The following is an 18,149-nucleotide window of genomic DNA, read 5'->3' as shown; positions in this document are numbered from 1 at the left end:
TCAGGCCGGGGCGGGTGCGGACGCCCCGATCGCGACGAGCTGGTCCACCAGCGCCCGCACCGGCGGCGACGGCTCGCCGACGGTCAGGGCGCGGACGGCGCGGCGCGCTCCCGGCAGCACCGCCGTGTCGACGTCCGGGTGGCGGTGGGCGCGCAGCGCCAGACCCGGCAGCAGGCTGACCCCCGCCCCGGCGGCGACCAGCGCCTGCACCGCGACGTAGTCGTCGGTCTCGAACGCGATCCGGGGCGCGTAGCCGGCGACGGCGCACCGTGCGACCAGGTCGGCGCGGCAGCGCTCGCAGCCGGCGATCCACGCGGCGTCCGCGAACGGGCGCAGCGGCGTCCACCCGTCGGCGGGGCCCTCGGGGGCGGGGGCTCCGCCGTCCGCCGTGCGCGTGACGAGGTGGACCTGGTCGTCGAGCACCGGTGTCGCGGTGAACGGCGACGGGTCCTGGACCGAGCGCTCGCCGGTGATGTCCTGGTGCTCGAACACGAGTGCCACGTCCACCTCACCGGCGCGCAGCGCGGCGACGGCCTCCGGTGGCTCCGCCTCGACGAGACTGACGCCGAGGCCCGGGTGGGCCTCGCGGAGCCTGCTGACCGCCTCGGGCACGAGCGTGGCGAGGGCGGACGGGAAGGCGGCCAGGCGCGCGCGTCCGGCCCGCAGCCCGGCCAGGGCGTCCAGCTCGCGCTGGGCGCCCTCGACGCGGGCGATGATCTCCTCCGCGCGATCCGCCAGGAGCTGGCCCGCCTCGGTGAGGCGGACGCCGCGGCCGACGCGTTCCAGCAGGGGCAGGCCCGCCTCCGCCTCCAGCCGGGCCAGGTGGTGGCTCACCGAGGGCTGGGCGTAGTGCAGGTCCCGGGCGGCCGCGGTCACCGAACCCGTGCGGGCGACGGCGGCCAGCACCCGGAGCCGGGTCAGGTCGAGCTGTGCCGGGGGAGGAGGGACGTCCGTCATGCCACCAGCCTACGAGTGATTCATCGATGGTTGCGATCCAAAGCTGCGAAGACAGGCATTGGACCGATGGGACGGTGCGGCGGACGATGGTGCACATGGCACCAGCACCGCCGACCATCGACGACGTGCGGGCCGCGCGGCAGCGGCTCGAGGGGCTCGTGGTGACGACGCCGACCACCGCCTACCCCGAGCTCGACCGGCGTGTCCGGGCCCGTGGGTCGGCGGGGACGTCCGTCGTCGTCAAGCACGAGAACCTGCAGCACACCGGTGCCTTCAAGGTGCGCGGCGCCCTCAACCTCGTGCGTCGAGGTCGCGGGATCGAGCACGGCGTCGTGGCCTACTCCACCGGCAACCACGCCCAGGCGCTGGCCTACGCCTCCGCCGCGGCGGGCGTGCCGTGCACGATCGTGATGCCGCGGGACCCCAACCCGGTCAAGGAACGCGCCGTGCGCGACCGAGGTGCCGAGGTCGTCCTGCACGGTGCGGACCTCGGCGAGGCCGCCGTGCACGCCCGGAGCATCGCGGACCGGCGCGGGGCACGGCTCGTCAGCGCGGGGGACGAGCCGGAGCTCGTGGCCGGGGTCGCCACGGCGACCGTCGAGCTGTTGGAGCAGGCGCCCGACCTGGACACGCTCGTCGTGCCGGTCGGCGGCGGCTCGGGTGCCGCGGCCGCCTGCCTGGTCACGGCGGCGCTCGCGCCGCACGTCGAGGTCGTCGGCGTGCAGTCGTCCGCCGCCCCGGCCGCGCACGACTCCTGGCGGTCCGGTGCGTTGCGGACCCGGCCCGTGAGGACCCGCGCCGAGGGGCTGGCGGTCGGGTGCGGCTTCGCCCTGACCCAGACGGTGCTGCTCCGGCACCTGGCCGACTTCCTGCTCGTGGACGACGAGGCGATCACCGAGGCCCAGCACGCCTACCTCACCGCGGCGCGCACGGTCGCCGAGGGCGCGGGCGCCGCGGCGCTGGCCGCGGTGCTGTCCTTTCCCGACCGGTTCGCCGGACGGCGCGTGGGGGTGGTGTGCAGCGGGGGCAACGCGCGCGAGGAGGAGCTGCTGCGCGCGTTGACGTGCGACGCGGCCGGTGCCGCGGCGTAACCTGGCCCGATGGCGCGCATCGTCGACATCCATCCGGTGGACCCGCAGCCGCGACTGGTCCGGCAGGTCGTGGACGCCCTGCGGGACGGGGCGCTCATCGCCTACCCGACCGACTCCGGCTACGCGCTCGGCTGCCGCATCGGGCAGCACGACGGCGCGGAGCGGATCCGGCGTATCCGGCGTCTGGACGCCAAGCACCACTTCACGCTCGTGTGCTCCGACTTCGCCCAGATGGGCCAGCTCGTCCGTCTCGACACCGCCGAGTTCCGGGCGATCAAGGCCGCCACGCCCGGTCCCTACACCTTCGTGCTCCCGGCGACGTCGGAGGTGCCCCGGCGGCTCGCGCACCCCAAGAAGAAGACCGTGGGGGTGCGCATCCCCGACTCGCGGCTGGTGCAGGAGATCCTGCGCGAGCTCGGCGAGCCGCTGCTCAGCTCGACGCTCATCCTGCCGGGCGAGGAGGAGGCCATGACCGAGGGATGGCAGGTCGCCGAGGAGCTGGACAGTGACGTCGATCTCGTCGTCGAGTCCGGTGAGGTGACCGCCGCTCCCACGACGGTGGTGGACTTCTCCGGCCCGACGCCGGAGGTCGTCCGCGAGGGCGCGGGGGATCCCGACCCCTTCCTGTGAGGACCCCACCACGACCCGCCCACGCGCTCGGCGCCCCTGGCGGCTAGGGTTCCTGGCATGAGCGATCGTGGACTCCAGCTGGCACAGGACAAGATGCGCGCGGCGGGTGTGGCCACCGCCGCGATCGACACCTTCACCCGGTTCTACCGGCTGCTGGAGGAGGGCGCCACGGGTCTCGTCCGCGAGGACGACGTCGAGCCGTTGACCGACCTGACCCGCCACGCCGACCTCGACGTGACGCCGCAGGAGGCCGCCGAGGCGCTGGGTCGCACCGCGATCATCAAGCTGAACGGGGGTCTCGGCACCTCGATGGGCATGGACCGCGCCAAGTCCCTGCTGGAGGTCCGTCGCGACGCGGAGGGACGCTCGATGAGCTTCCTCGACGTCATCGTCGGCCAGGTGCGAGCCGCCCGGCGGGCCACGGGCGCACGGCTGCCGCTGGTGCTCATGAACTCCTTCCGGACACAGGACGACACGCTCGCGGCGCTGGCTCCCTACGGCGACCTCGCCGTCGACGGCCTGCCGCTCGACTTCCTGCAGAACCGTGAGCCGAAGCTGCGGGCCGACACGCTCGAGCCGGTGGAGTGGCCCGCCGACCCGGCGATGGAGTGGTGCCCGCCGGGGCACGGCGACCTGTACCCGGCGCTGCACGCCGGCGGCGTGGTCCACGCCCTGCTCGAGGCGGGCTTCCGGTACGCGTCGGTGTCCAACTCCGACAACCTCGGGGCGACGCCCGACGGGGAGATCGCTGCGTGGTTCGCCCGGTCGGGCGCCCCGTACGCGGCCGAGATGTGCCTGAAGACACCGGCCGACGTCAAGGGGGGTCAGCTGGTGGTGCGCCGCTCCGACGGCCGGATCATCCAGCGCGAGACCGCGCAGACGCACCCGGACGACATGGACGCCTTCCTCGACGCGTCGCGCCACCGGTACTTCCACACCAACAACCTGTGGTTCGACCTGGAGTCGCTGGCCGCCGAGCTGGACCGGACCGGGGGAGTGCTCGAGCTGCCGCTGATCCGCAACGCCAAGACGGTCGACCCCACCGACGGCGACTCTCCCGAGGTGGTCCAGATCGAGTCGGCGATGGGCGCGGCGGTCGCGGTCTTCGACGGCGCCACCGCCATCGAGGTCGGCCGGGAGCGGTTCCTGCCGGTGAAGACCACCAACGACCTGCTGCTGCTGCGCTCGGACGTGTACGACCTCACCGACGACTTCCGCCTGGAGGCCACGGTCCCCGCGCCCCTGGTCCAGCTCTCGAAGACCTACAAGACGATCGGCGCGTTCGACGAGCGCTTCGCCGCCGGGCCGCCGTCGCTGCGCGGCGCCGACGGCCTCGCCGTGGCCGGCGACTGGACGTTCGGTGCGGACGTCACCGTCGTGGGCGACGCGATGCTGCCGGAACCGGACGGCGACGCGGGCACCGTCCCCGACGGGGCGACGATCACCGCGGACGGCGTGCAGGCCTGACCCGGGGCGGCCCGGCGCCGGGTGCGCGTCAGCCGTGCGCCGGGACGTCGACGATCCGCTCGGCACCCACGGTGGCCCGCAGCCGTCCGGCGGACGCGGCGGCGAGCTCGGCGTCGAGCGTCTCCAGCTCGGTCGGCGGGACGAGCAGCCGCAGTCGTGCGACCTCCGCGTACTCGGGGTCGTCCACGACAGCGCCGTGCGCGGCGCTCCAGTCGCGCAGCAGGTGGTCGATGCGGCCGGCATCGGCGTGCGGGGCGTCCACGGAGACCTCGCGCACCGTGCGGCGCTCCAGGATGCCGCCCCCGGCGTCGGCGGCGTCGACCGCTCCCGCCACGGCCGCGGAGTAGGCGCGCACCAGCCCGCCGGCACCCAGCAGGACCCCGCCGAAGTAGCGGGTGACCACGGCCACCACGTCGGTCAGGCGGCGGTGGCGCAGCACCTCCAGCATCGGGACGCCCGCCGTGCCGGACGGTTCGCCGTCGTCGGAGGAGCGCTGGGAGTCCGCGTGCGTGCCCAGCACCATGGCCACGCAGTGGTGGCGGGCGTCCCAGTGCCGCTTGCGGACCGCCGCGATCACGGCGTCGGCCTCGGTCTCGGACGCCACCGGCGCGAGGTGGGCGAGGAACCGCGACTTCTTGATCACCAGCTCGTGGTCGACGGGATCGGCGAGGGTGCGGGGCAGAGGAGCGGGCACACCCCCATCCTACACTTGCAAGAACTCTTTCGAAAGAATACTTTCGATACATGGAGACGCCCTCGACACCACCCTCGGTGCCCCCGCCCGGGAACGGGAAGCCCGTCCCGCCGTTCCCCGTGCGGAAGATCTCCGACCCCCGGGAGCTGCGCGCCCTCGCCCACCCGGTGCGGTTCGCCATCATCGACCTCCTCGCCGAAGGGCCGCTGACGGCCACGCAGTGCGCCGAACGGTTGGGGGAGACCCCGGCGAACTGCTCGTACCACCTGCGCCAGCTCGAGAAGTACGGGCACGTGTTCCGGGCGGACGGCGGGCACGGCCGCGAACGACCCTGGCGTGCGCGGGACGAGGGCATCACCTGGGACGAGGACGGTCCGGCGGGCGTGGCTGCCCGGGTCGCGCTGGACGAGGCCGTCGACGAGTTCCGGTTCGACGCCTGGCGGCGGTTCCGGCGGCGGCGGGCCGCGGAACCCGAGCCGTGGCGGCGAGCGGCGTTGTCCACCGACGTGGTGGCGTGGCTGACCCCCGCGGAGCTGGAGCGGGTCACGCAGGGCCTCTACGACCTCTTCGCGCCGTACGAGGAGCGGGACGCCGACCCGGCCGCGCGTCCGGAGGGCGCCCGCGCCGTCCGTCTCTTCGCCTACGCCTACCCCGGTGGTCCCGACGCCGGCGAGGCGCACCGGTGACCGCGCCCGGGGTGCGGCCCGACCCCCTGGTGGCCGCGCGGCGGCGGTTCGTGGCGCTGGCCTTCCTGCGGTGGTTCCCCACCGGGCTGATCGTGCCCGTCATGGTCCTGCTGCTCCAGCAGCGCGGTCTCGACCTCGCCGCCGTCGGTCTGCTCGTCGCGCTGTACAGCGTCACCACGCTGGTCCTCGAGCTGCCGACGGGCGGGATGGCGGACGTCGTCGGCCGGCGCCCCGTGCTCGTGGCCGCCTCGGTGCTGTCCGTGGCCGCCTCGGTGCTCTATGCGACGGGCACCTCCCTGCTCGTGCTGGGGACGGCCTCGGTGCTGCTCGGTGTCGCGCGCGCCCTCGACTCCGGACCGTTGCAGGCCTGGTACGTCGACCGCGCGCAGGAGCTCGACGCGCAGGCCGACCTGCGACCCGCGCTCGGACGGGCCGGCGCCGCCGAGTCGCTCGGGCTCGGCGGGGGCGCGCTGGTCGGGGGTGTCCTCGTGGCCGTCTCCCCGTGGCCCACCGCCGGGACGGTGGTGGTCGCCCTGTCGACGCCGTTCCTGGTCGCCGCGGCCGTCGGGCTCGTGCACCTGGTGCTGGTCGTGGCCTGGGTGCGCGAGGTCCGCCCGAACGGCGCCTGCCGGCCACGCGACCTGGTCGCGGACGTCCCGCGGACGGTCGTCCGTGGGGTCGTGCTGGCTGCGTCCCGTGCACCCTTGCGCCGCATCGCCTCGTTCATGGTGGTGCTCGGGTTCGCGCTGGCGGGGATCGAGCTCCTCGCGCCGGCGGCCGCCGCCGCGCTGCTCGGCGGGGCGTCGAGCGCGGCCGCCCCCTACGCCGCCCTCGTCACGGCGGGGTTCTGCGCCTCCGCGGCGGGGGCGGCGCTGGCCCCCGCCGCTGCGCGCCTCGCGCGGTCGTCGCCCCGGGCGGTCGCGGTGTCGGCGGTCCTCGCGGCGGGCGCCCTGGCCGCGGTCGGGATCCCGGTCGGGGGAGCGGCGGCCGCGGCGTTCGTCACCTTCTACCTGCTGCTCGGCGTCGGCGGGCCGCTGCTCGACGACCTGACGCACCGCGCCGTGTCGTCCCGGGAGCGCGCCACGGCCCTGTCGGTGAACTCGATGGTCCTGCAGGCCGGCGGAGCCGGGGCGGCGCTCGCCCTCGGAGCGCTCGTCACGACGACCTCTCGCGGCCTCGCGTTCGCCGTGGCGGGCGGCGTGCTCGCGCTGGGAGTGCTGGCCCTGGTGCGCTGGCCGCCCGCGGATCGTGGACACGCCGAGACCAGCGGGGATGAAAAAGTGTGCCAAGCGGCAGACTGAACCCATGACTCCGGAGTACACCGACCATCGCGCCCCGACCCGGTACCCGCGGCCGACCGTCTCGCTCGAGGAGGCGGACTGGGTCTGGCGCGAGCTGGCCGTCGAGGCCCTGCGACCGGAGGCCAAGCCCGAGACGGTGCGGCTCGCGGTCGTCGCCGGCCTGACGCGGAGCACCGGTGCGCGCTACGGCGACCTGCTGCGGGTGCGTGTCGAGGACCTCGACCTGGGGCCCGACGTGCTGGCCGGCCGAGGGCGCGTGGCCGGGGCCCGCGTGCCGGGGGAGGGGCGCGTCGTCGTGCGCCACGGGAAGCATCGCACCCCCCGTCGTCACCGCGTGCCGGGCGAGGTCGTCGTGGTGCTCCGGCACTGGGCCGTCGTGCGGACCGAGCTGGCCGCCGAGCTGGAGGGCTCCGTACCCCGCGCGCTGCTGCTGACCGTGCACCACACGCACGACAACGGCACCACGGTCTCGAGCGGACTGCCGATCACGAAGCAGGGGCTGGTGCTCTCGTGGAGGCGGTTCGTCCATCGGACGAACGCGCGCCTCGGGGCGACGCGGCCTCCGCTGCCGACCCGTTTCGAGCAGGTGCGGCGCGCTTGGGTGGACGCGGGGATCCCCGATCCCGGCGTCACACTCCAAGAAAAATAGTGTGCCAAGCGCCGACAACCAACGTACCGACCCGCAAACAGTCACCCAGCCCGGAGGAGCGGGGTCAGCCCCGCCCGGTCGGGAGCCCCAGCACGGGCAGGTGCGGGGTCGAGGAGCTGAGCTCGACGAAGCCCAACCGGTCGTAGAACGCGCGGGCGCCGGTGTTGGCCGGGTCGTAGGAGAGGTGCACGCCGCCGACGCCGCGCGCCGCGAGGGCGTCGCACAGCGTGCGCACCAGCCGTCGGCCCAGGCCACGTCCCTGGGCCTCGGGGACCAGGTCGATGTGCAGGTGCGCCGGGTACGTGCGCAGGTCGGCCGGGTCGAGACCCCGGGTCATCCGCTCGGGGTCCGTGCCGTCCCGCCACAGGGCCTCCTCGGTGTACCCGGGTGCCGCAGCGGTGACCTCGCCGACCTCCGGATGGCGTGCGCGGAACGACGGCGTCCACTCCTTTCGCCACCAGCCGACGAACGCCGTGGTGTCCGGTGTCCCGAGGACGTAGCCGATCAGCCGTCCGTCGTCCACGACCAGCGGGTCGGTGGTCCCGTCGGCCTCGCGGTCGACGACCACGAACGCGAGGTCCGGGGCGTGCTCGACGTAGGGGAGGGCGTAGACGTCGGGCATGAGCGAGTCGTCGGAGTAGACGCCCCGGGCGTCACCCCCGCCGGCAGCCGTCCGGACGCAGATCTCGGCCACGGCCGAGCGGTCGGACGATCGGTAGGGACGGATCTCGAGGCTGCTCACGGCGTCCATCGTGGCAGAGTCCACCAGGCCAGGACGACGAGCGCGAGGCCCCCCAGCACCAGCAGGGGCCCAGCGGTCCAGGCCGTGACGGCCCACGCCACGGCGGCGACCACCGTCGACACGGCGACGATCAGCAGGTCACGACCGACCTCCCGGCGCAGCGCCGCGACCTCGACCAGGGTTCCCCCCGCGACGTGCTCGGCCCACCACCCCAGACGCACCGTCAGGAGGGCCGCCGGGAGCAGCCAGAGGACGGCGGGGTCGAAAGGCGCCGACCGCGAACCGAGCAGGAGGAGCGCGCTGACGACGACCGCGAGATGGGCCGGCACGCGGCCCGGGCGCACCAGCGACCACCCCCCGACCGACCCCGCGCCCACGAGCGCGAGCTCGACGATCACGTCGGTGCGTGCGGCGGCCAGGAGCAGGAGCCCCGTCGCGGCGCACGCCGCGGCGATCCGCAACCAGACGCCGCGCACGGCGGTGCCGTGCTCCACCTGCACGGTGGGCATCGGACGGTCGTGGCGCCGGTGCCGCCAGTCCTGGAGCTCCGCGCGCAGCGTCATACCGCACCCCCGGCGACCTGCGCCCGGTGGACGTGCGCGCTGTGGCGGCGCTCGGAGGCCTTGACCAGGGCCTCGAACCTGGCCGCGGCGCGCGTCCGCTCCGTCGCCCGCCACGGCACCACGGGCGTGCCCTCGGCGACCAGCTGGCGGAGCCTGTCCTCCCGCTCCATCGAGGTCACGCGCCAGGCGATCTGCATGTGCGGCTCGGTGACCGGCCGCAGCGCCGGCAGCGTGTCGACCAGCACCACACGGTGCCCCTGCTCGCGCCAGGTGCGCGCCAGCACCACCGGCTCGTCGTCCAGCACGGTCGAGAAGAGGAACACCACGGCGTCGGCCGGGAGCTGCGGGGGACGCAGGCGTCGTGCGGGGCTCCCCAGCGGGCTGGTCATCGCCAGGCCGTGCAGGATCCTGCGCAGGTGCCGGCGTCCGGCCGCGGGCGGCAGCGGTCGACGACGACGTCCCAGGTCCTGCAGCCCCACCCGGTCACCGGCGTCGACCACGGCGCGGGCGACGGACGCGGCGGCCTGCCGGGCCAGGTCCAACGACGTCGCCTCGTCGACCCGTTGCTCACCCTGGCCGCGCCAGGTGCGCAGGTCGGGACCCACGTCGTCCCGGGAGTCGACCACGAGCATCGTCGTGGCCTCCGCGGTCGCGTACGTGCGGCGCACGGACAGCTCGTCGAGGTCCGGTGACCGCCGCGCGGTGGTGCGCCAGTCGATGCGACGGAGCCGGTCACCCGGGGTGAAGGGGTGGACGTCGCGCAGCTCGTCCCCGGCGCCGAGCCGGCGGGACGTGTGCGGCCCGGTGAGCCCTCGCATCCGCGGGGGCAGCGGCACCCGCCCGAGCGGGACCGCCGTGGGCAGCACGAGACGGGTCGCGCCGGCCGCCCGCACCGGGTCCTCCGCCGCCGTCCCGCCGGGACCGTAGCCGCGCAGGTCCACGACGAACGTCGGCTGCGGCCCGGTGCGCACGGTCGCGGAGCGCAGCACGATCTCTGCCCGGTCTGCCGCGACCACGAGATCCGTCGACTCGTGCCCCGGGGCCGCGGCGCGCAGCACGACGAGCCCGGCGCCGGAGGGAGGGTCGAGACGGACCGTCGCCCGGATCTCACCGGGTGCGGTGGGCTCCTCGGGCGAGACCACCGTCGCCGCGGTGGGTCGGTCGGGCGCGTCTCCCCGGGGCGCGCCGGGACGGCCGCTCCAGGTTCCGGACAGCAGCAGCGGCACACCGAACGCGGCGACGTCAGCGCGCCCGGCGAGGAGCCCCGCACCGAGCACGACGACGCCCGCCACGGTCCCGAGGACCGCCGTGGGCGTCCGGCGCCACACCGGTTCGGCCCCGGTCCGTGCCCCTCGGTCCAGCGCGCGGTCGCGGAGGGTCGCCCCGAAGGTCACCGCGCGGCTCCGACGGTCGCCGGACCGGGCACGGAGGCCAGCAGCTCGCGCACGACGTCCTCGGGGCGGGTCGCGGCCGCCCACGCCGTGGGGGTCAGCGTCAGCCGGTGCGCGAGGACCGGGACGGCGACCCGCTTCACGTCCTCCGGCAGCGTGTAGTCACGGCCGTCCAGCACCGCCACGGCACGCGCCATGAGCAGTAGGTTCTGCGAACCGCGCGGGGAGGCGCCGACCTCCAGCGCCGGGTGGGCGCGGGTCGCCGCCGTCAGCGCCACGCAGTAGTCGACGACGTCCTCGTCGACGGCGACGGCCTCGACGCCGGCCTGCATGGCCCGGACGGTGTCCGCGTCGACGACGCGACCGACCTCGGCCGCCTCCTGCCGACGGGCCACGCGACGCAGCAGGACGTCGCGCTCCTGCGCGGCACCCGGGTAGCCGACGGCGAGCCGCACCATGAACCGGTCGAGCTGCGCCTCGGGCAGCGGGTAGGTGCCCTCGTACTCGACCGGGTTGGACGTCGCCACGACGTGGAACGGGGCCGGCAGCGGCCGGGTCACGCCGTCCACCGACACCTGGCGCTCGGCCATCGCCTCCAGCAGCGCCGACTGCGTCTTGGGGGCCGTCCGGTTGATCTCGTCCGCGAGGAACAGGCCGGTGAAGACCGGGCCCGGCCGGAACACGAACTCGCGCGTCGCCGGGTCGAAGACGCTGGAGCCGGTCACGTCGCTGGGCAGCAGGTCGGGCGTGCACTGCAGACGCGCGAAGTCGAGACCGAGGGCGGTCGCGAGCGAACGCGCCGCGAGGGTCTTGCCGAGCCCGGGCACGTCCTCGAAGAGCACGTGCCCGCCCGCCAGCACCGCCGCGAGCGCCAGCTCGAGGGCGTCGCGCATGCCGACGACGGCGGTGCCGATCTCGTCGAGGACGGCGTCGGCGTGGGCGGCGACGGCCGGGACGGGCAGGGCGGCGGGGGTGTCGGTCATCGGGTGGGCCTTCCGGATGGTGGTGCGTCGGTGGTGAGGCGGTCGAGGTCGTCGAGCCAGCGGTGCAGGGTGCGGGCGGTGGGCGGCTCGGGGGACAGGAGGCCGGCGAGGGTGTCGGCGCCGAGCAGGGCGGCGGCGTCGTCGTACCGGTCGGGGTCGTGCGGGTCGATGCCGCGGGCCCGGAGCCGGTGCGCCGCGAGCTCGCGGACGCGACGCGTGACCCGGGGGGAGACGCGGCCGTTGCGGGTGAAGGCGGCCCAGGCGAGGTCGGAGACGTCGCGGCGGGCGCCGTGGCGTTCCTCGGTGGGCGGGGGCGGCCAGTCGGCGTGGTCGCCGTCGTCGAGCGCGGCCCACGCCTGCCGCAGGGCGAGCAGCGCGGCGGGCAGCAGGACGGCGTGCACGGGGTCGAGGGTGTCGCTGAGGGCGAGGAGCAGCGCGGCGGCGACGGCGAGGGCGGCCGGCAGGTACCGGCGGGTCACGGGGTGCGGTCCGCGGTGGGGGCGGTGGCCAGTCGCCGGGCGATGCGGGTCAGGGCGGCGCGGGCGTCGTCGACCTGGGCGTCGGTGGTGGGGTGGTCGGCGAAGCGTGCCTGCTGGTACAGCCTGCGCAGGGTGGTGACCTCGGCGGGCGGTGCGGGGGTGCGCGCGAGGAGGTCCTGGGTGTACTCGGTGGGGGTCTGGGCGGGGTCGCGGGGAGTGCCGTGCTGGGCCGCAGCGTCCTCGAGGGCGACCCAGGCGGCGACGACGGCGTCGTGGGGCGTGCGGGCGTCCTCCAGACGGCCGAGGGCGCGGGTGACGGCGTCGTCGAGCGCGGGCAGGGGGACGGAGGGCGCCTCGGTGCCGGCCAGCGCGGCGCCGGCCGCGGGCTGGTCGGGGTCCTGGGGGGCGGGTGGGGCGGCCTGCAGCATGGTGAGGACGCGACGGGCGACGAGGGCGAGCAGGAGGAACGCGACGGCGGCGCCGACCAGCAGCAGGACGGTGAGCAGGGAGTCGTCGGGTTCGGTGGTCTGCAGGTCCTCGACGGGCGAGGGCACGACGCTGGGGGTGGGCCCGTCGGGCAGGTCGAGGCCGCCGAGCCCGGCCAGGGCCGTGGGCATCCGGACCTGCCAGGGGGTGGCGGTGGCGGCGCCGAGGACGACGAGGGCCGCGAGGCCGGTCAGCAGCAGCGGCCGGCCGCCCGGGTGCGGGCGGTTCATGCGACCTGCTGGGCGTGCCGGCCGGCGGCAGCCACGGCGACGAAGGCGGCGGGGTCGTCGTGCAGCCCGCGCCCCATCGTGGACAGCCGGGCCGGGGAGCGGTCGAGCGCGTCGAGCAGGTCGGTGTCCGCGTCGACGTCCACGAGGCGGTGGCGGTCCGCGAGGGTGCGGGCCTGGTCGTGGAGGCGGCGGGTGAGCCCGGCACCCCAGCCGGGCCGGTCCTCGAGCGCGGCGCTGGGGTGCGGCACGACGACGTCGGCGGGGGCGAGCGCGACCCGGCCGTAGGCGGTCAGCGAGTGGTGCGAGACGCCCAGGTGCCGGTCGCGCGGGTCGGCGCCGGAGACGCGCAGCGAGGCGACGGGGGTCCCGCCGAGCGTGGCCACGGCGTTGAGGGCGTCCCCGGCGGCCACCCCGGAGAACCCCCACCGGGTGCCGGTGCCGAGGTTGCCGGGGCCCTGGGCGACGACGACGAGGTCGGCGCCGACGACGTGACGGGCGGCGAGCAGCCCGGTGTGCACGGTGACGGCCTCGTGGTCGCCGCCGAAGGCCTGCCCGACGGTGATGGTGGCGGCCAGCCATCCGGTGTCGCGCAGCGCGGCGACGGTGCGCGAGAAGGCGGCGGGCAGGGCGCCGCCGTCGGTCATCACGTAGGCGACGCGGGGGGCGGGGCGGCCGGCCTGCTCGGCGGCGTGGCGGGCCCCGGCCACGACCGCCGGCAGCGCGGAGTGCAGGTCGGCGACGACGACGGGTGTGCCGTCGAGGTCGTCGGCGTCGCGCAGCAGCTCGTGGTGGGCCGACTCCTGCTCGTCGACGCCCAGCACGAGGGCCTGCAGGGGCGTGTAGCGGGCCTTGACCAGGTGACCCGGCCCGGGAGCGGGGTCGCCCGGCAGCGCGGCGGCGTCGGTGGGGGCGACCACGAGGGCGTACCCGCCGGTACCCAGGCCGCGGGCCAGGGCCGAGACGTTCAGCGCGACCGGGTCGCCGACGGCGGGCGTGCCGACGAGCGTGGTGTAGGCCAGCGCCCGCACCTCGCGCGGCGGCGTCCCGTCGTCGGGACCCGCGGGCAGCGGGTCGTCGAGCCGCACGCGCAGCTCCGCGGCGCCGGGCCACGACCGTCCGGTGGCGGTCACGACGCCGGTGCGCCAGGTCACGTGGTCGGCTGCGGTTCGGTGCTGCGTCGGCCCTGTCGTCACCCGCCCGAGCGTACCGGGGGATAGCGTGGTGGCCGATGGCTGGTGAGATCGCGGCGGGCGGGCCGCCGACACGACCCGACGAGCGGCTGCTCAACCTCGTCATCGCGCTGGTGAACACCTCGGCGGCGATGACGAAGCAGCAGGTCCGCGCGGGCGTGCACGGCTACGACGCCGCGGCCTCGACCGAGGCGTTCGAGCGGATGTTCGAGCGGGACAAGGACACGTTGCGTGCGCTCGGGGTGCCGATCGTCACGGTCGAGGGCAGCGGGCACAGCGACGAGGTCGGCTACCGCATCGACAACGAGGCCTACGCCCTGGGCGCGGTCGACCTCACCCCGGCCGAGCTGGGGGTGGTCGCCCTGGCCGCCCAGCTGTGGTCCGACAAGACGCTGCGCACCGACATGTCGCGGGCGATGACCAAGCTCGCCGCCGCCGGCGCCGGCGACGCCGTCGGGGACGCGGTGGCCGGGCTGACACCCCGGGTGCGGGCCGCCGGCGACGCCTACGGGCCGCTGCTGGAGGCGATCTCCGAACGGCGGGTCGTCAGCTTCCGCTACCGCGCCGCCTCCACCGGGCAGGTGCGCACCCGGCAGGTCGAGCCGTGGCGCATCGCCGCCCGCGGCGGTGGCTGGTACCTGGTGGGCCATGACCGCGACCGGGACGCCGAACGCGTCTTCCGGCTCTCGCGCATCGAGGGCCGGGTCCGCCTCGGCGCGACGCCGCACGCCTACGAGCTGCCCGACCGGGTGGACGTCGACGCGGCCCTGGGCGCCCGCGTGCGCCACGACAGCACCGCGCTGCTCGCGGTGGTGCCCGAGCGCGCCACCGCGCTGCGCGCCCGGGCGGCGGACACCGTCCCGGCGGTCGCGCGTCCCGGCACCCCGGCGGCTCCTGCCGGGCGGGACCTGGTCACGGTGCCCTACGGCAGCCTGACGACCTTCGCCGACGAGGTCGCGGGCTACGGCGCGGCCGTGGTCGTGCTGGACCCGCCCGACCTGCGCGCCGAGGTGCTGCGCCGGCTGCGGGCCGCCGCCGCCCTGTCCACGCGCCCGGAGGAGGAGGCCGACCGTGGCTGAACGCGCCGACGACCGGCTGGTGCGCCTGCTGGGCATCGTCGCCTACCTCGACGGCGCCGGCCCGGTCGACGTCGAGGAGCTCGCCCACCGGTTCGGCGTCACCCCGGCCCGGCTGCGCGAGGACATCGACGCCCTGTGGGTCTCCGGCACGCCCGGCTACATGCCCGACGACCTCATCGACTTCGACGCGTTCTCCCTGGAGGAGGGGCTGGTCAGCCTCACCCAGTCCCGTGGCCTGACCCGCCCCCTGCGGCTGGGCACCCGGGAGGCCGTCGCGCTCGTGGCCGCCCTGCGCGCCATGAGCACCACCCCCGCCGTGCAGGCCGACCCGGCCCGGGCGGCCGTGGTCACCGGCGCGCTGGACAAGCTCACCGCCGCCACCGGCGAGGCCGCGAGCGCCGTGGACGTGCGCCTGGGCGGCCCGGAGGACGTGGCGACGCTGGGGGTGCTGTCGCAGGCGCTGGCGGCCGGGCGCCGGGTGCGGCTGCGATACGTGGACGCGGCGGACGTCACCAGCGAGCGGGACGTGGACCCGTGGCGGCTGCTGACGCAGTCGGGGGCGACCTACCTGGTGGGCTGGTGCCACCGCGCCGGGGGGCGGCGCACCTTCCGGGTGGACCGGGTGCTGGGCGCCGAGCTGCTGGACGTGCCGGTGGAGGCGCGCGGGACGGACGCCGACGTGGACGTGGCCGCGCAGGTGGTCGCGGACGCCGCCGGGCGGGCGCGTGAGGCGCGGGTGCGCTGGCGCTCGGCGGCGCGCTGGGTGGCCGAGGAGGTGCCGGTCGAGGAGGTCACGGACCTGGCCGACGGGTCGTTCGAGGTGCGGCTGCGGGTGACGAACCCGGCGTGGCTGCGCCGGCTGCTGCTCACCCACGCGGTGGACGTGCTGGCGGTGGAGCCGCCGCAGGTGGCCGCGGAGGTGGCCGCGGCGGCGCGGGAGGCGCTGGCCGCCTACGACGAGGGCTAGGCTGGCGGGCGTGTGGGGTTGGATCTGGACCGTGCTGGCGCTGGCCGCCGTGGTGTTCCTGGCGTGGCTGGCCTGGCGCGTGGTGCGCACCGGGCTCGCGCTGCTGCGCACCGCCGCGGAGGCGGGCAGCACGTGGGGCGAGGCGGCGGAGCGTGTCGGGGCGGCGGCCGCGGCCGCGCAGGCCGACCCGCCGCGGATCACGGCGACGATGTTCGAGGACCGTGCGGTGCTGCGGGCGCGGCGCGAGCAGCTGCGGCGGGACCGCTGGGAGCGGCGCGACCGGCGACGCGTGGACCAGGCCGCGGTGTGGCGCACCTGGTCCGAGAGCACCTGGCTGGAACGCCGGCAGGCCGAGCGCCGCGCTGACCGGCACCCCTGACCGGCGCCGCGGGGCGGGCGTGTGTTCCGTCGCACACCGGTGTCGGCCTACACTGGGCTTGCGTGCCGGTCGCGGCACGTCCGAACGTCCTGGGAGTTGAAGTCCGTGGGTATCTTCCGCAACCCGGCTGTGATCATCGCGCTGATCCTGCTGGTCGTGCTGCTGTTCGGGGCCAACCGTCTGCCGGACGTGGCCCGCAGCGTCGGTTCGTCGCTGAAGATCTTCAAGAAGGAGATCAAGGACCTGGGCGAGGACGACGACGACAACGACACCACGACCTCGCGGTCCACCGCGTCGGGCACCACGACGCAGGGCACCGGTGCGCAGGACGGCGCCCCGTCGGCGTCGTCGGCGCAGCCGCCGCAGGGCGAGGCCCCGGCGCAGGGCTCGGGTCGTCCCGACCCGCACCAGTCCTGAGAGCGGGCTGATGGCTCGAACCCCCCGGGATCCCGAGGGGCGGATGCCGCTGCGCGAGCACCTGGTCGAGGCGCGGCGGCGGATCGTGCGCATCGCGATCGGCCTGCTGCTCGGCGCGATCGTCGGCTGGATCCTGTACGACCCGCTGCTGGACGCGCTGATGCGTCCCCTGGAGATGGCGGCGGACCGGCGCGGCGCGCTGATCGGGCTGAACTTCGACGGCGTGGCCACCGCGATCGACATGCGGGTCAAGGTCTCGCTGTTCCTGGCAGTGATCGTCTCCAGCCCCTGGTGGCTGTACCAGGTCTTCGCGTTCATCACCCCGGGTCTGACCCGCTCCGAGCGCCGCTACGTCTTCGGGTTCCTGACCGCGGCGGTGCCGATGTTCCTGGCCGGGGCGCTGCTGGCCTGGTCGGTGCTGCCGTTCGTGGTCGAGGTCCTCAACGACTTCGTGCCCGAGGGCGGCTCGAACCTCATCGGCGCCCAGCTCTACCTCAGCTTCGTGATGCGCCTGATCCTGGCGTGCGGCATCGCGTTCCTGGTGCCGGTGTTCATGGTGGTGCTCAACCTGATGGGCCTCGTGCGCGCGCGCACCTGGCTCGCGGGCTGGCGCTGGGCGATCCTCGTCTCGTTCCTCTTCGCCGCGATCGTCACCCCGACCATGGACGTGCTGAGCATGTTCGGGATCGCGCTGCCCATCGCCGCGCTGTACTTCGTGGCGACCGGGATCTGCTTCGTGCACGACCGCCGCGTCGACCGGCGCCGCGTCGCCCCCGTCGAGTGAGCGCCGCGGCACGGACCGGCGCCCACCACGTCGGGCTGGTGGTCAACCCCACCGCCGGGGCGGGCCGCGGCCGCGTGATCGCCACGGTGGCCACCGACCGGCTGCGGCGGGCGGGGCACCGGGTCAGCGACCTGTCCGGCCCCGACGGGGCGGCGACGGCCGCGCGCCTGGCCGCCCGGCACGACCTGGAGGCCCTGGTGGTGGTCGGCGGCGACGGCATGGTCCACCTGGGAGCGGGCGCGACCGCGGGCACCGGCACCCCGCTCGGGGTGGTGCCGGTGGGGACCGGCAACGACTTCGCCGCCGTGCTCGGGCTGCCCGACGACCCGCTGGACGCCGTCGACCACGTCGTGGCGGCCCTGGAGCACGGCACCCGCCGCGCCGTGGACGCCATCGAGGTCACCGGCCCGCACGACCCCCCGCGCTGGGTGGCCGGCGCGGTCTCGGCCGGGCTGGACGCCGCCGTCAGCGCCCGGGCGCTGCGGATGCGGCACCCGCGCGGTCCCGCCCGCTACACCGTGGCCACCCTGGCCGAGCTGGCCCGGTTCCGGGCGTGGGACTACCGCCTGGAGCTCACCGACGTCGTCGACGACGGCGGGCTGGCGCTGGCCGGCGACCCGGGCCGCCCGACCTGGCAGGGGCGTGCCGCGATGGTCACCGCCGCCAACGTCGACCGCATCGGCGGCGGCATCCGCGTCACCCCGCACGCGCGGGTCGACGACGGGCTGCTCGACGTGCTCGTGGCGCCGATCACCTCCCGGGCGGCCGCGGCGAGCATCTTCCCGTTCATGTACGCCGGCACCCACGTCCGCCGGCGCGACGTGCACGTGCTGCGCGCCCGGGCGGTGACGATCAGCCCCGGCCCGGACGCCGAGCCCGGCACCGTCTGGCCGGTGGCCCACGGCGACGGGGAGGCGCTGTCCGCGCTGCCCCTGACGGCCCGCGCGGTGCCCGGGGCGCTGCAGGTGCTGACCTCGGCCTGAG

At 76.0% G+C, this 18,149-nt stretch carries 21 protein-coding genes; 12 read left to right on the top strand and 9 right to left on the bottom strand.

Annotated features, from left to right (window positions below; all coding sequences use genetic code 11):
* Complete coding sequence (locus tag Q6350_RS14475; protein ID WP_304603924.1) at positions 1-957, bottom strand: LysR family transcriptional regulator; 957 nt, start codon at positions 955-957, stop codon at positions 1-3.
* Positions 958-1,052: 95 nt separating this feature from the next.
* Between Q6350_RS14475 and Q6350_RS14470 the strand changes: the two genes are divergently transcribed.
* The 3 genes from Q6350_RS14470 to Q6350_RS14460 are packed head-to-tail and all read left to right on the top strand — an operon-like array spanning position 1,053 to position 4,145.
* A complete protein-coding gene (locus Q6350_RS14470; protein WP_304603923.1) occupies positions 1,053-2,048 on the top strand; it encodes a threonine/serine dehydratase in 996 nt (331 codons plus the stop codon).
* 9 nt (positions 2,049-2,057) lie between these two features.
* Positions 2,058-2,678, top strand: a complete 621-nt coding sequence (locus Q6350_RS14465) for an L-threonylcarbamoyladenylate synthase (RefSeq protein ID WP_304603922.1) — start codon at positions 2,058-2,060, stop codon at positions 2,676-2,678.
* Positions 2,679-2,735: 57 nt separating this feature from the next.
* The gene (locus Q6350_RS14460) at positions 2,736-4,145 is read left to right on the top strand and encodes a UTP--glucose-1-phosphate uridylyltransferase (RefSeq protein WP_305066555.1); all 1,410 of its coding nucleotides are present in this window, start codon (positions 2,736-2,738) and stop codon (positions 4,143-4,145) included.
* 28 nt (positions 4,146-4,173) lie between these two features.
* Here the strand turns inward: Q6350_RS14460 and Q6350_RS14455 are convergent, their stop codons facing one another.
* On the bottom strand, positions 4,174-4,839 hold the full coding sequence (locus tag Q6350_RS14455; protein ID WP_305066554.1) for a YigZ family protein: 666 nt from the start codon (positions 4,837-4,839) through the stop codon (positions 4,174-4,176).
* A gap of 50 nt (positions 4,840-4,889) precedes the next feature.
* Between Q6350_RS14455 and Q6350_RS14450 the strand changes: the two genes are divergently transcribed.
* The 3 genes from Q6350_RS14450 to Q6350_RS14440 are packed head-to-tail and all read left to right on the top strand — an operon-like array spanning position 4,890 to position 7,475.
* Positions 4,890-5,525 (top strand): transcriptional regulator, encoded by a 636-nt coding sequence (locus Q6350_RS14450; RefSeq protein WP_305066553.1) that lies wholly within the window; start codon positions 4,890-4,892, stop codon positions 5,523-5,525.
* Entirely contained in the window at positions 5,522-6,826 is a 1,305-nt protein-coding gene (locus Q6350_RS14445; RefSeq protein ID WP_305066551.1) for an MFS transporter, read from the top strand. The genes Q6350_RS14450 and Q6350_RS14445 overlap by 4 nt, the downstream gene beginning before the upstream one ends.
* Positions 6,827-6,830: 4 nt before the next feature.
* Entirely contained in the window at positions 6,831-7,475 is a 645-nt protein-coding gene (locus Q6350_RS14440) for a hypothetical protein (protein WP_305066550.1), read from the top strand.
* A 64-nt stretch (positions 7,476-7,539) separates the two neighbouring features.
* Here the strand turns inward: Q6350_RS14440 and Q6350_RS14435 are convergent, their stop codons facing one another.
* The 7 genes from Q6350_RS14435 to Q6350_RS14405 are packed head-to-tail and all read right to left on the bottom strand — an operon-like array spanning position 7,540 to position 13,542.
* Positions 7,540-8,226, bottom strand: coding sequence for a GNAT family N-acetyltransferase (locus Q6350_RS14435; protein WP_370375400.1), 687 nt, complete (start codon positions 8,224-8,226; stop codon positions 7,540-7,542).
* Positions 8,214-8,780, bottom strand: a complete 567-nt coding sequence (locus tag Q6350_RS14430) for a hypothetical protein (protein WP_305066547.1) — start codon at positions 8,778-8,780, stop codon at positions 8,214-8,216. Before Q6350_RS14430 ends, Q6350_RS14435 begins: the two co-directional genes overlap by 13 nt.
* On the bottom strand, positions 8,777-10,174 hold the full coding sequence (locus Q6350_RS14425; RefSeq protein ID WP_305066545.1) for a DUF58 domain-containing protein: 1,398 nt from the start codon (positions 10,172-10,174) through the stop codon (positions 8,777-8,779). The genes Q6350_RS14430 and Q6350_RS14425 overlap by 4 nt, the downstream gene beginning before the upstream one ends.
* Positions 10,171-11,154, bottom strand: a complete 984-nt coding sequence (locus tag Q6350_RS14420; protein ID WP_305066544.1) for a MoxR family ATPase — start codon at positions 11,152-11,154, stop codon at positions 10,171-10,173. Before Q6350_RS14420 ends, Q6350_RS14425 begins: the two co-directional genes overlap by 4 nt.
* The gene (locus Q6350_RS14415; RefSeq protein WP_304603914.1) at positions 11,151-11,633 is read right to left on the bottom strand and encodes a hypothetical protein; all 483 of its coding nucleotides are present in this window, start codon (positions 11,631-11,633) and stop codon (positions 11,151-11,153) included. Before Q6350_RS14415 ends, Q6350_RS14420 begins: the two co-directional genes overlap by 4 nt.
* On the bottom strand, positions 11,630-12,349 hold the full coding sequence (locus Q6350_RS14410) for a DUF4129 domain-containing protein (protein ID WP_304603913.1): 720 nt from the start codon (positions 12,347-12,349) through the stop codon (positions 11,630-11,632). Before Q6350_RS14410 ends, Q6350_RS14415 begins: the two co-directional genes overlap by 4 nt.
* A complete protein-coding gene (locus Q6350_RS14405; RefSeq protein WP_304603912.1) occupies positions 12,346-13,542 on the bottom strand; it encodes a DUF3866 family protein in 1,197 nt (398 codons plus the stop codon). Before Q6350_RS14405 ends, Q6350_RS14410 begins: the two co-directional genes overlap by 4 nt.
* A 35-nt stretch (positions 13,543-13,577) precedes the next feature.
* On the opposite strand from Q6350_RS14405, the gene Q6350_RS14400 reads away from it, so the two are divergent.
* The 6 genes from Q6350_RS14400 to Q6350_RS14375 all read left to right on the top strand — a co-directional run bounded on the left by Q6350_RS14400 (position 13,578) and on the right by Q6350_RS14375 (position 18,148).
* Positions 13,578-14,618: a YafY family protein gene (locus Q6350_RS14400; RefSeq protein ID WP_304603911.1), complete on the top strand. Its 1,041-nt coding sequence runs from the start codon at positions 13,578-13,580 to the stop codon at positions 14,616-14,618.
* On the top strand, positions 14,611-15,585 hold the full coding sequence (locus Q6350_RS14395) for a YafY family protein (protein WP_304607686.1): 975 nt from the start codon (positions 14,611-14,613) through the stop codon (positions 15,583-15,585). The genes Q6350_RS14400 and Q6350_RS14395 overlap by 8 nt, the downstream gene beginning before the upstream one ends.
* A 10-nt stretch (positions 15,586-15,595) precedes the next feature.
* On the top strand, positions 15,596-15,964 hold the full coding sequence (locus Q6350_RS14390) for a hypothetical protein (protein WP_304603910.1): 369 nt from the start codon (positions 15,596-15,598) through the stop codon (positions 15,962-15,964).
* Positions 15,965-16,069: 105 nt separating this feature from the next.
* Positions 16,070-16,381 carry a twin-arginine translocase TatA/TatE family subunit gene (locus Q6350_RS14385; RefSeq protein ID WP_171245777.1) on the top strand — a complete coding sequence of 104 codons (312 nt, stop codon included), beginning with the start codon at positions 16,070-16,072 and terminating at the stop codon, positions 16,379-16,381.
* A 10-nt stretch (positions 16,382-16,391) separates the two neighbouring features.
* Complete coding sequence (gene tatC, locus Q6350_RS14380) at positions 16,392-17,165, top strand: twin-arginine translocase subunit TatC (protein ID WP_343035560.1); 774 nt, start codon at positions 16,392-16,394, stop codon at positions 17,163-17,165.
* Positions 17,162-18,148, top strand: coding sequence for a diacylglycerol kinase family protein (locus Q6350_RS14375; protein ID WP_304603909.1), 987 nt, complete (start codon positions 17,162-17,164; stop codon positions 18,146-18,148). The genes tatC and Q6350_RS14375 overlap by 4 nt, the downstream gene beginning before the upstream one ends.
* Position 18,149: the final 1 nt, after the last annotated feature.

Origin of the sequence: Isoptericola sp. b515 (assembly GCF_030588125.1) — a bacterium.
Classification (GTDB): domain Bacteria; phylum Actinomycetota; class Actinomycetes; order Actinomycetales; family Cellulomonadaceae; genus Isoptericola; species Isoptericola sediminis.
This window is presented reverse-complemented; position numbering and strand designations above follow the sequence as displayed.

Excerpts from the sequence above, each read along its gene's own strand:
- Q6350_RS14475 (WP_304603924.1), bottom strand. The coding sequence starts at position 957 with ATGACGGACGTCCCTCCTCCCCCGGCACAGCTCGACCTGACCCGGCTC.
- Q6350_RS14470 (WP_304603923.1), top strand. The coding sequence starts at position 1,053 with ATGGCACCAGCACCGCCGACCATCGACGACGTGCGGGCCGCGCGGCAG.
- Q6350_RS14465 (WP_304603922.1), top strand. The coding sequence starts at position 2,058 with ATGGCGCGCATCGTCGACATCCATCCGGTGGACCCGCAGCCGCGACTG.
- Q6350_RS14460 (WP_305066555.1), top strand. The coding sequence starts at position 2,736 with ATGAGCGATCGTGGACTCCAGCTGGCACAGGACAAGATGCGCGCGGCG.
- Q6350_RS14450 (WP_305066553.1), top strand. The coding sequence starts at position 4,890 with ATGGAGACGCCCTCGACACCACCCTCGGTGCCCCCGCCCGGGAACGGG.
- Q6350_RS14440 (WP_305066550.1), top strand. The coding sequence starts at position 6,831 with ATGACTCCGGAGTACACCGACCATCGCGCCCCGACCCGGTACCCGCGG.
- Q6350_RS14435 (WP_370375400.1), bottom strand. The coding sequence starts at position 8,226 with ATGGACGCCGTGAGCAGCCTCGAGATCCGTCCCTACCGATCGTCCGAC.
- Q6350_RS14430 (WP_305066547.1), bottom strand. The coding sequence starts at position 8,780 with ATGACGCTGCGCGCGGAGCTCCAGGACTGGCGGCACCGGCGCCACGAC.
- Q6350_RS14420 (WP_305066544.1), bottom strand. The coding sequence starts at position 11,154 with ATGACCGACACCCCCGCCGCCCTGCCCGTCCCGGCCGTCGCCGCCCAC.
- Q6350_RS14410 (WP_304603913.1), bottom strand. The coding sequence starts at position 12,349 with ATGAACCGCCCGCACCCGGGCGGCCGGCCGCTGCTGCTGACCGGCCTC.
- Q6350_RS14400 (WP_304603911.1), top strand. The coding sequence starts at position 13,578 with ATGGCTGGTGAGATCGCGGCGGGCGGGCCGCCGACACGACCCGACGAG.
- tatC (WP_343035560.1), top strand. The coding sequence starts at position 16,392 with ATGGCTCGAACCCCCCGGGATCCCGAGGGGCGGATGCCGCTGCGCGAG.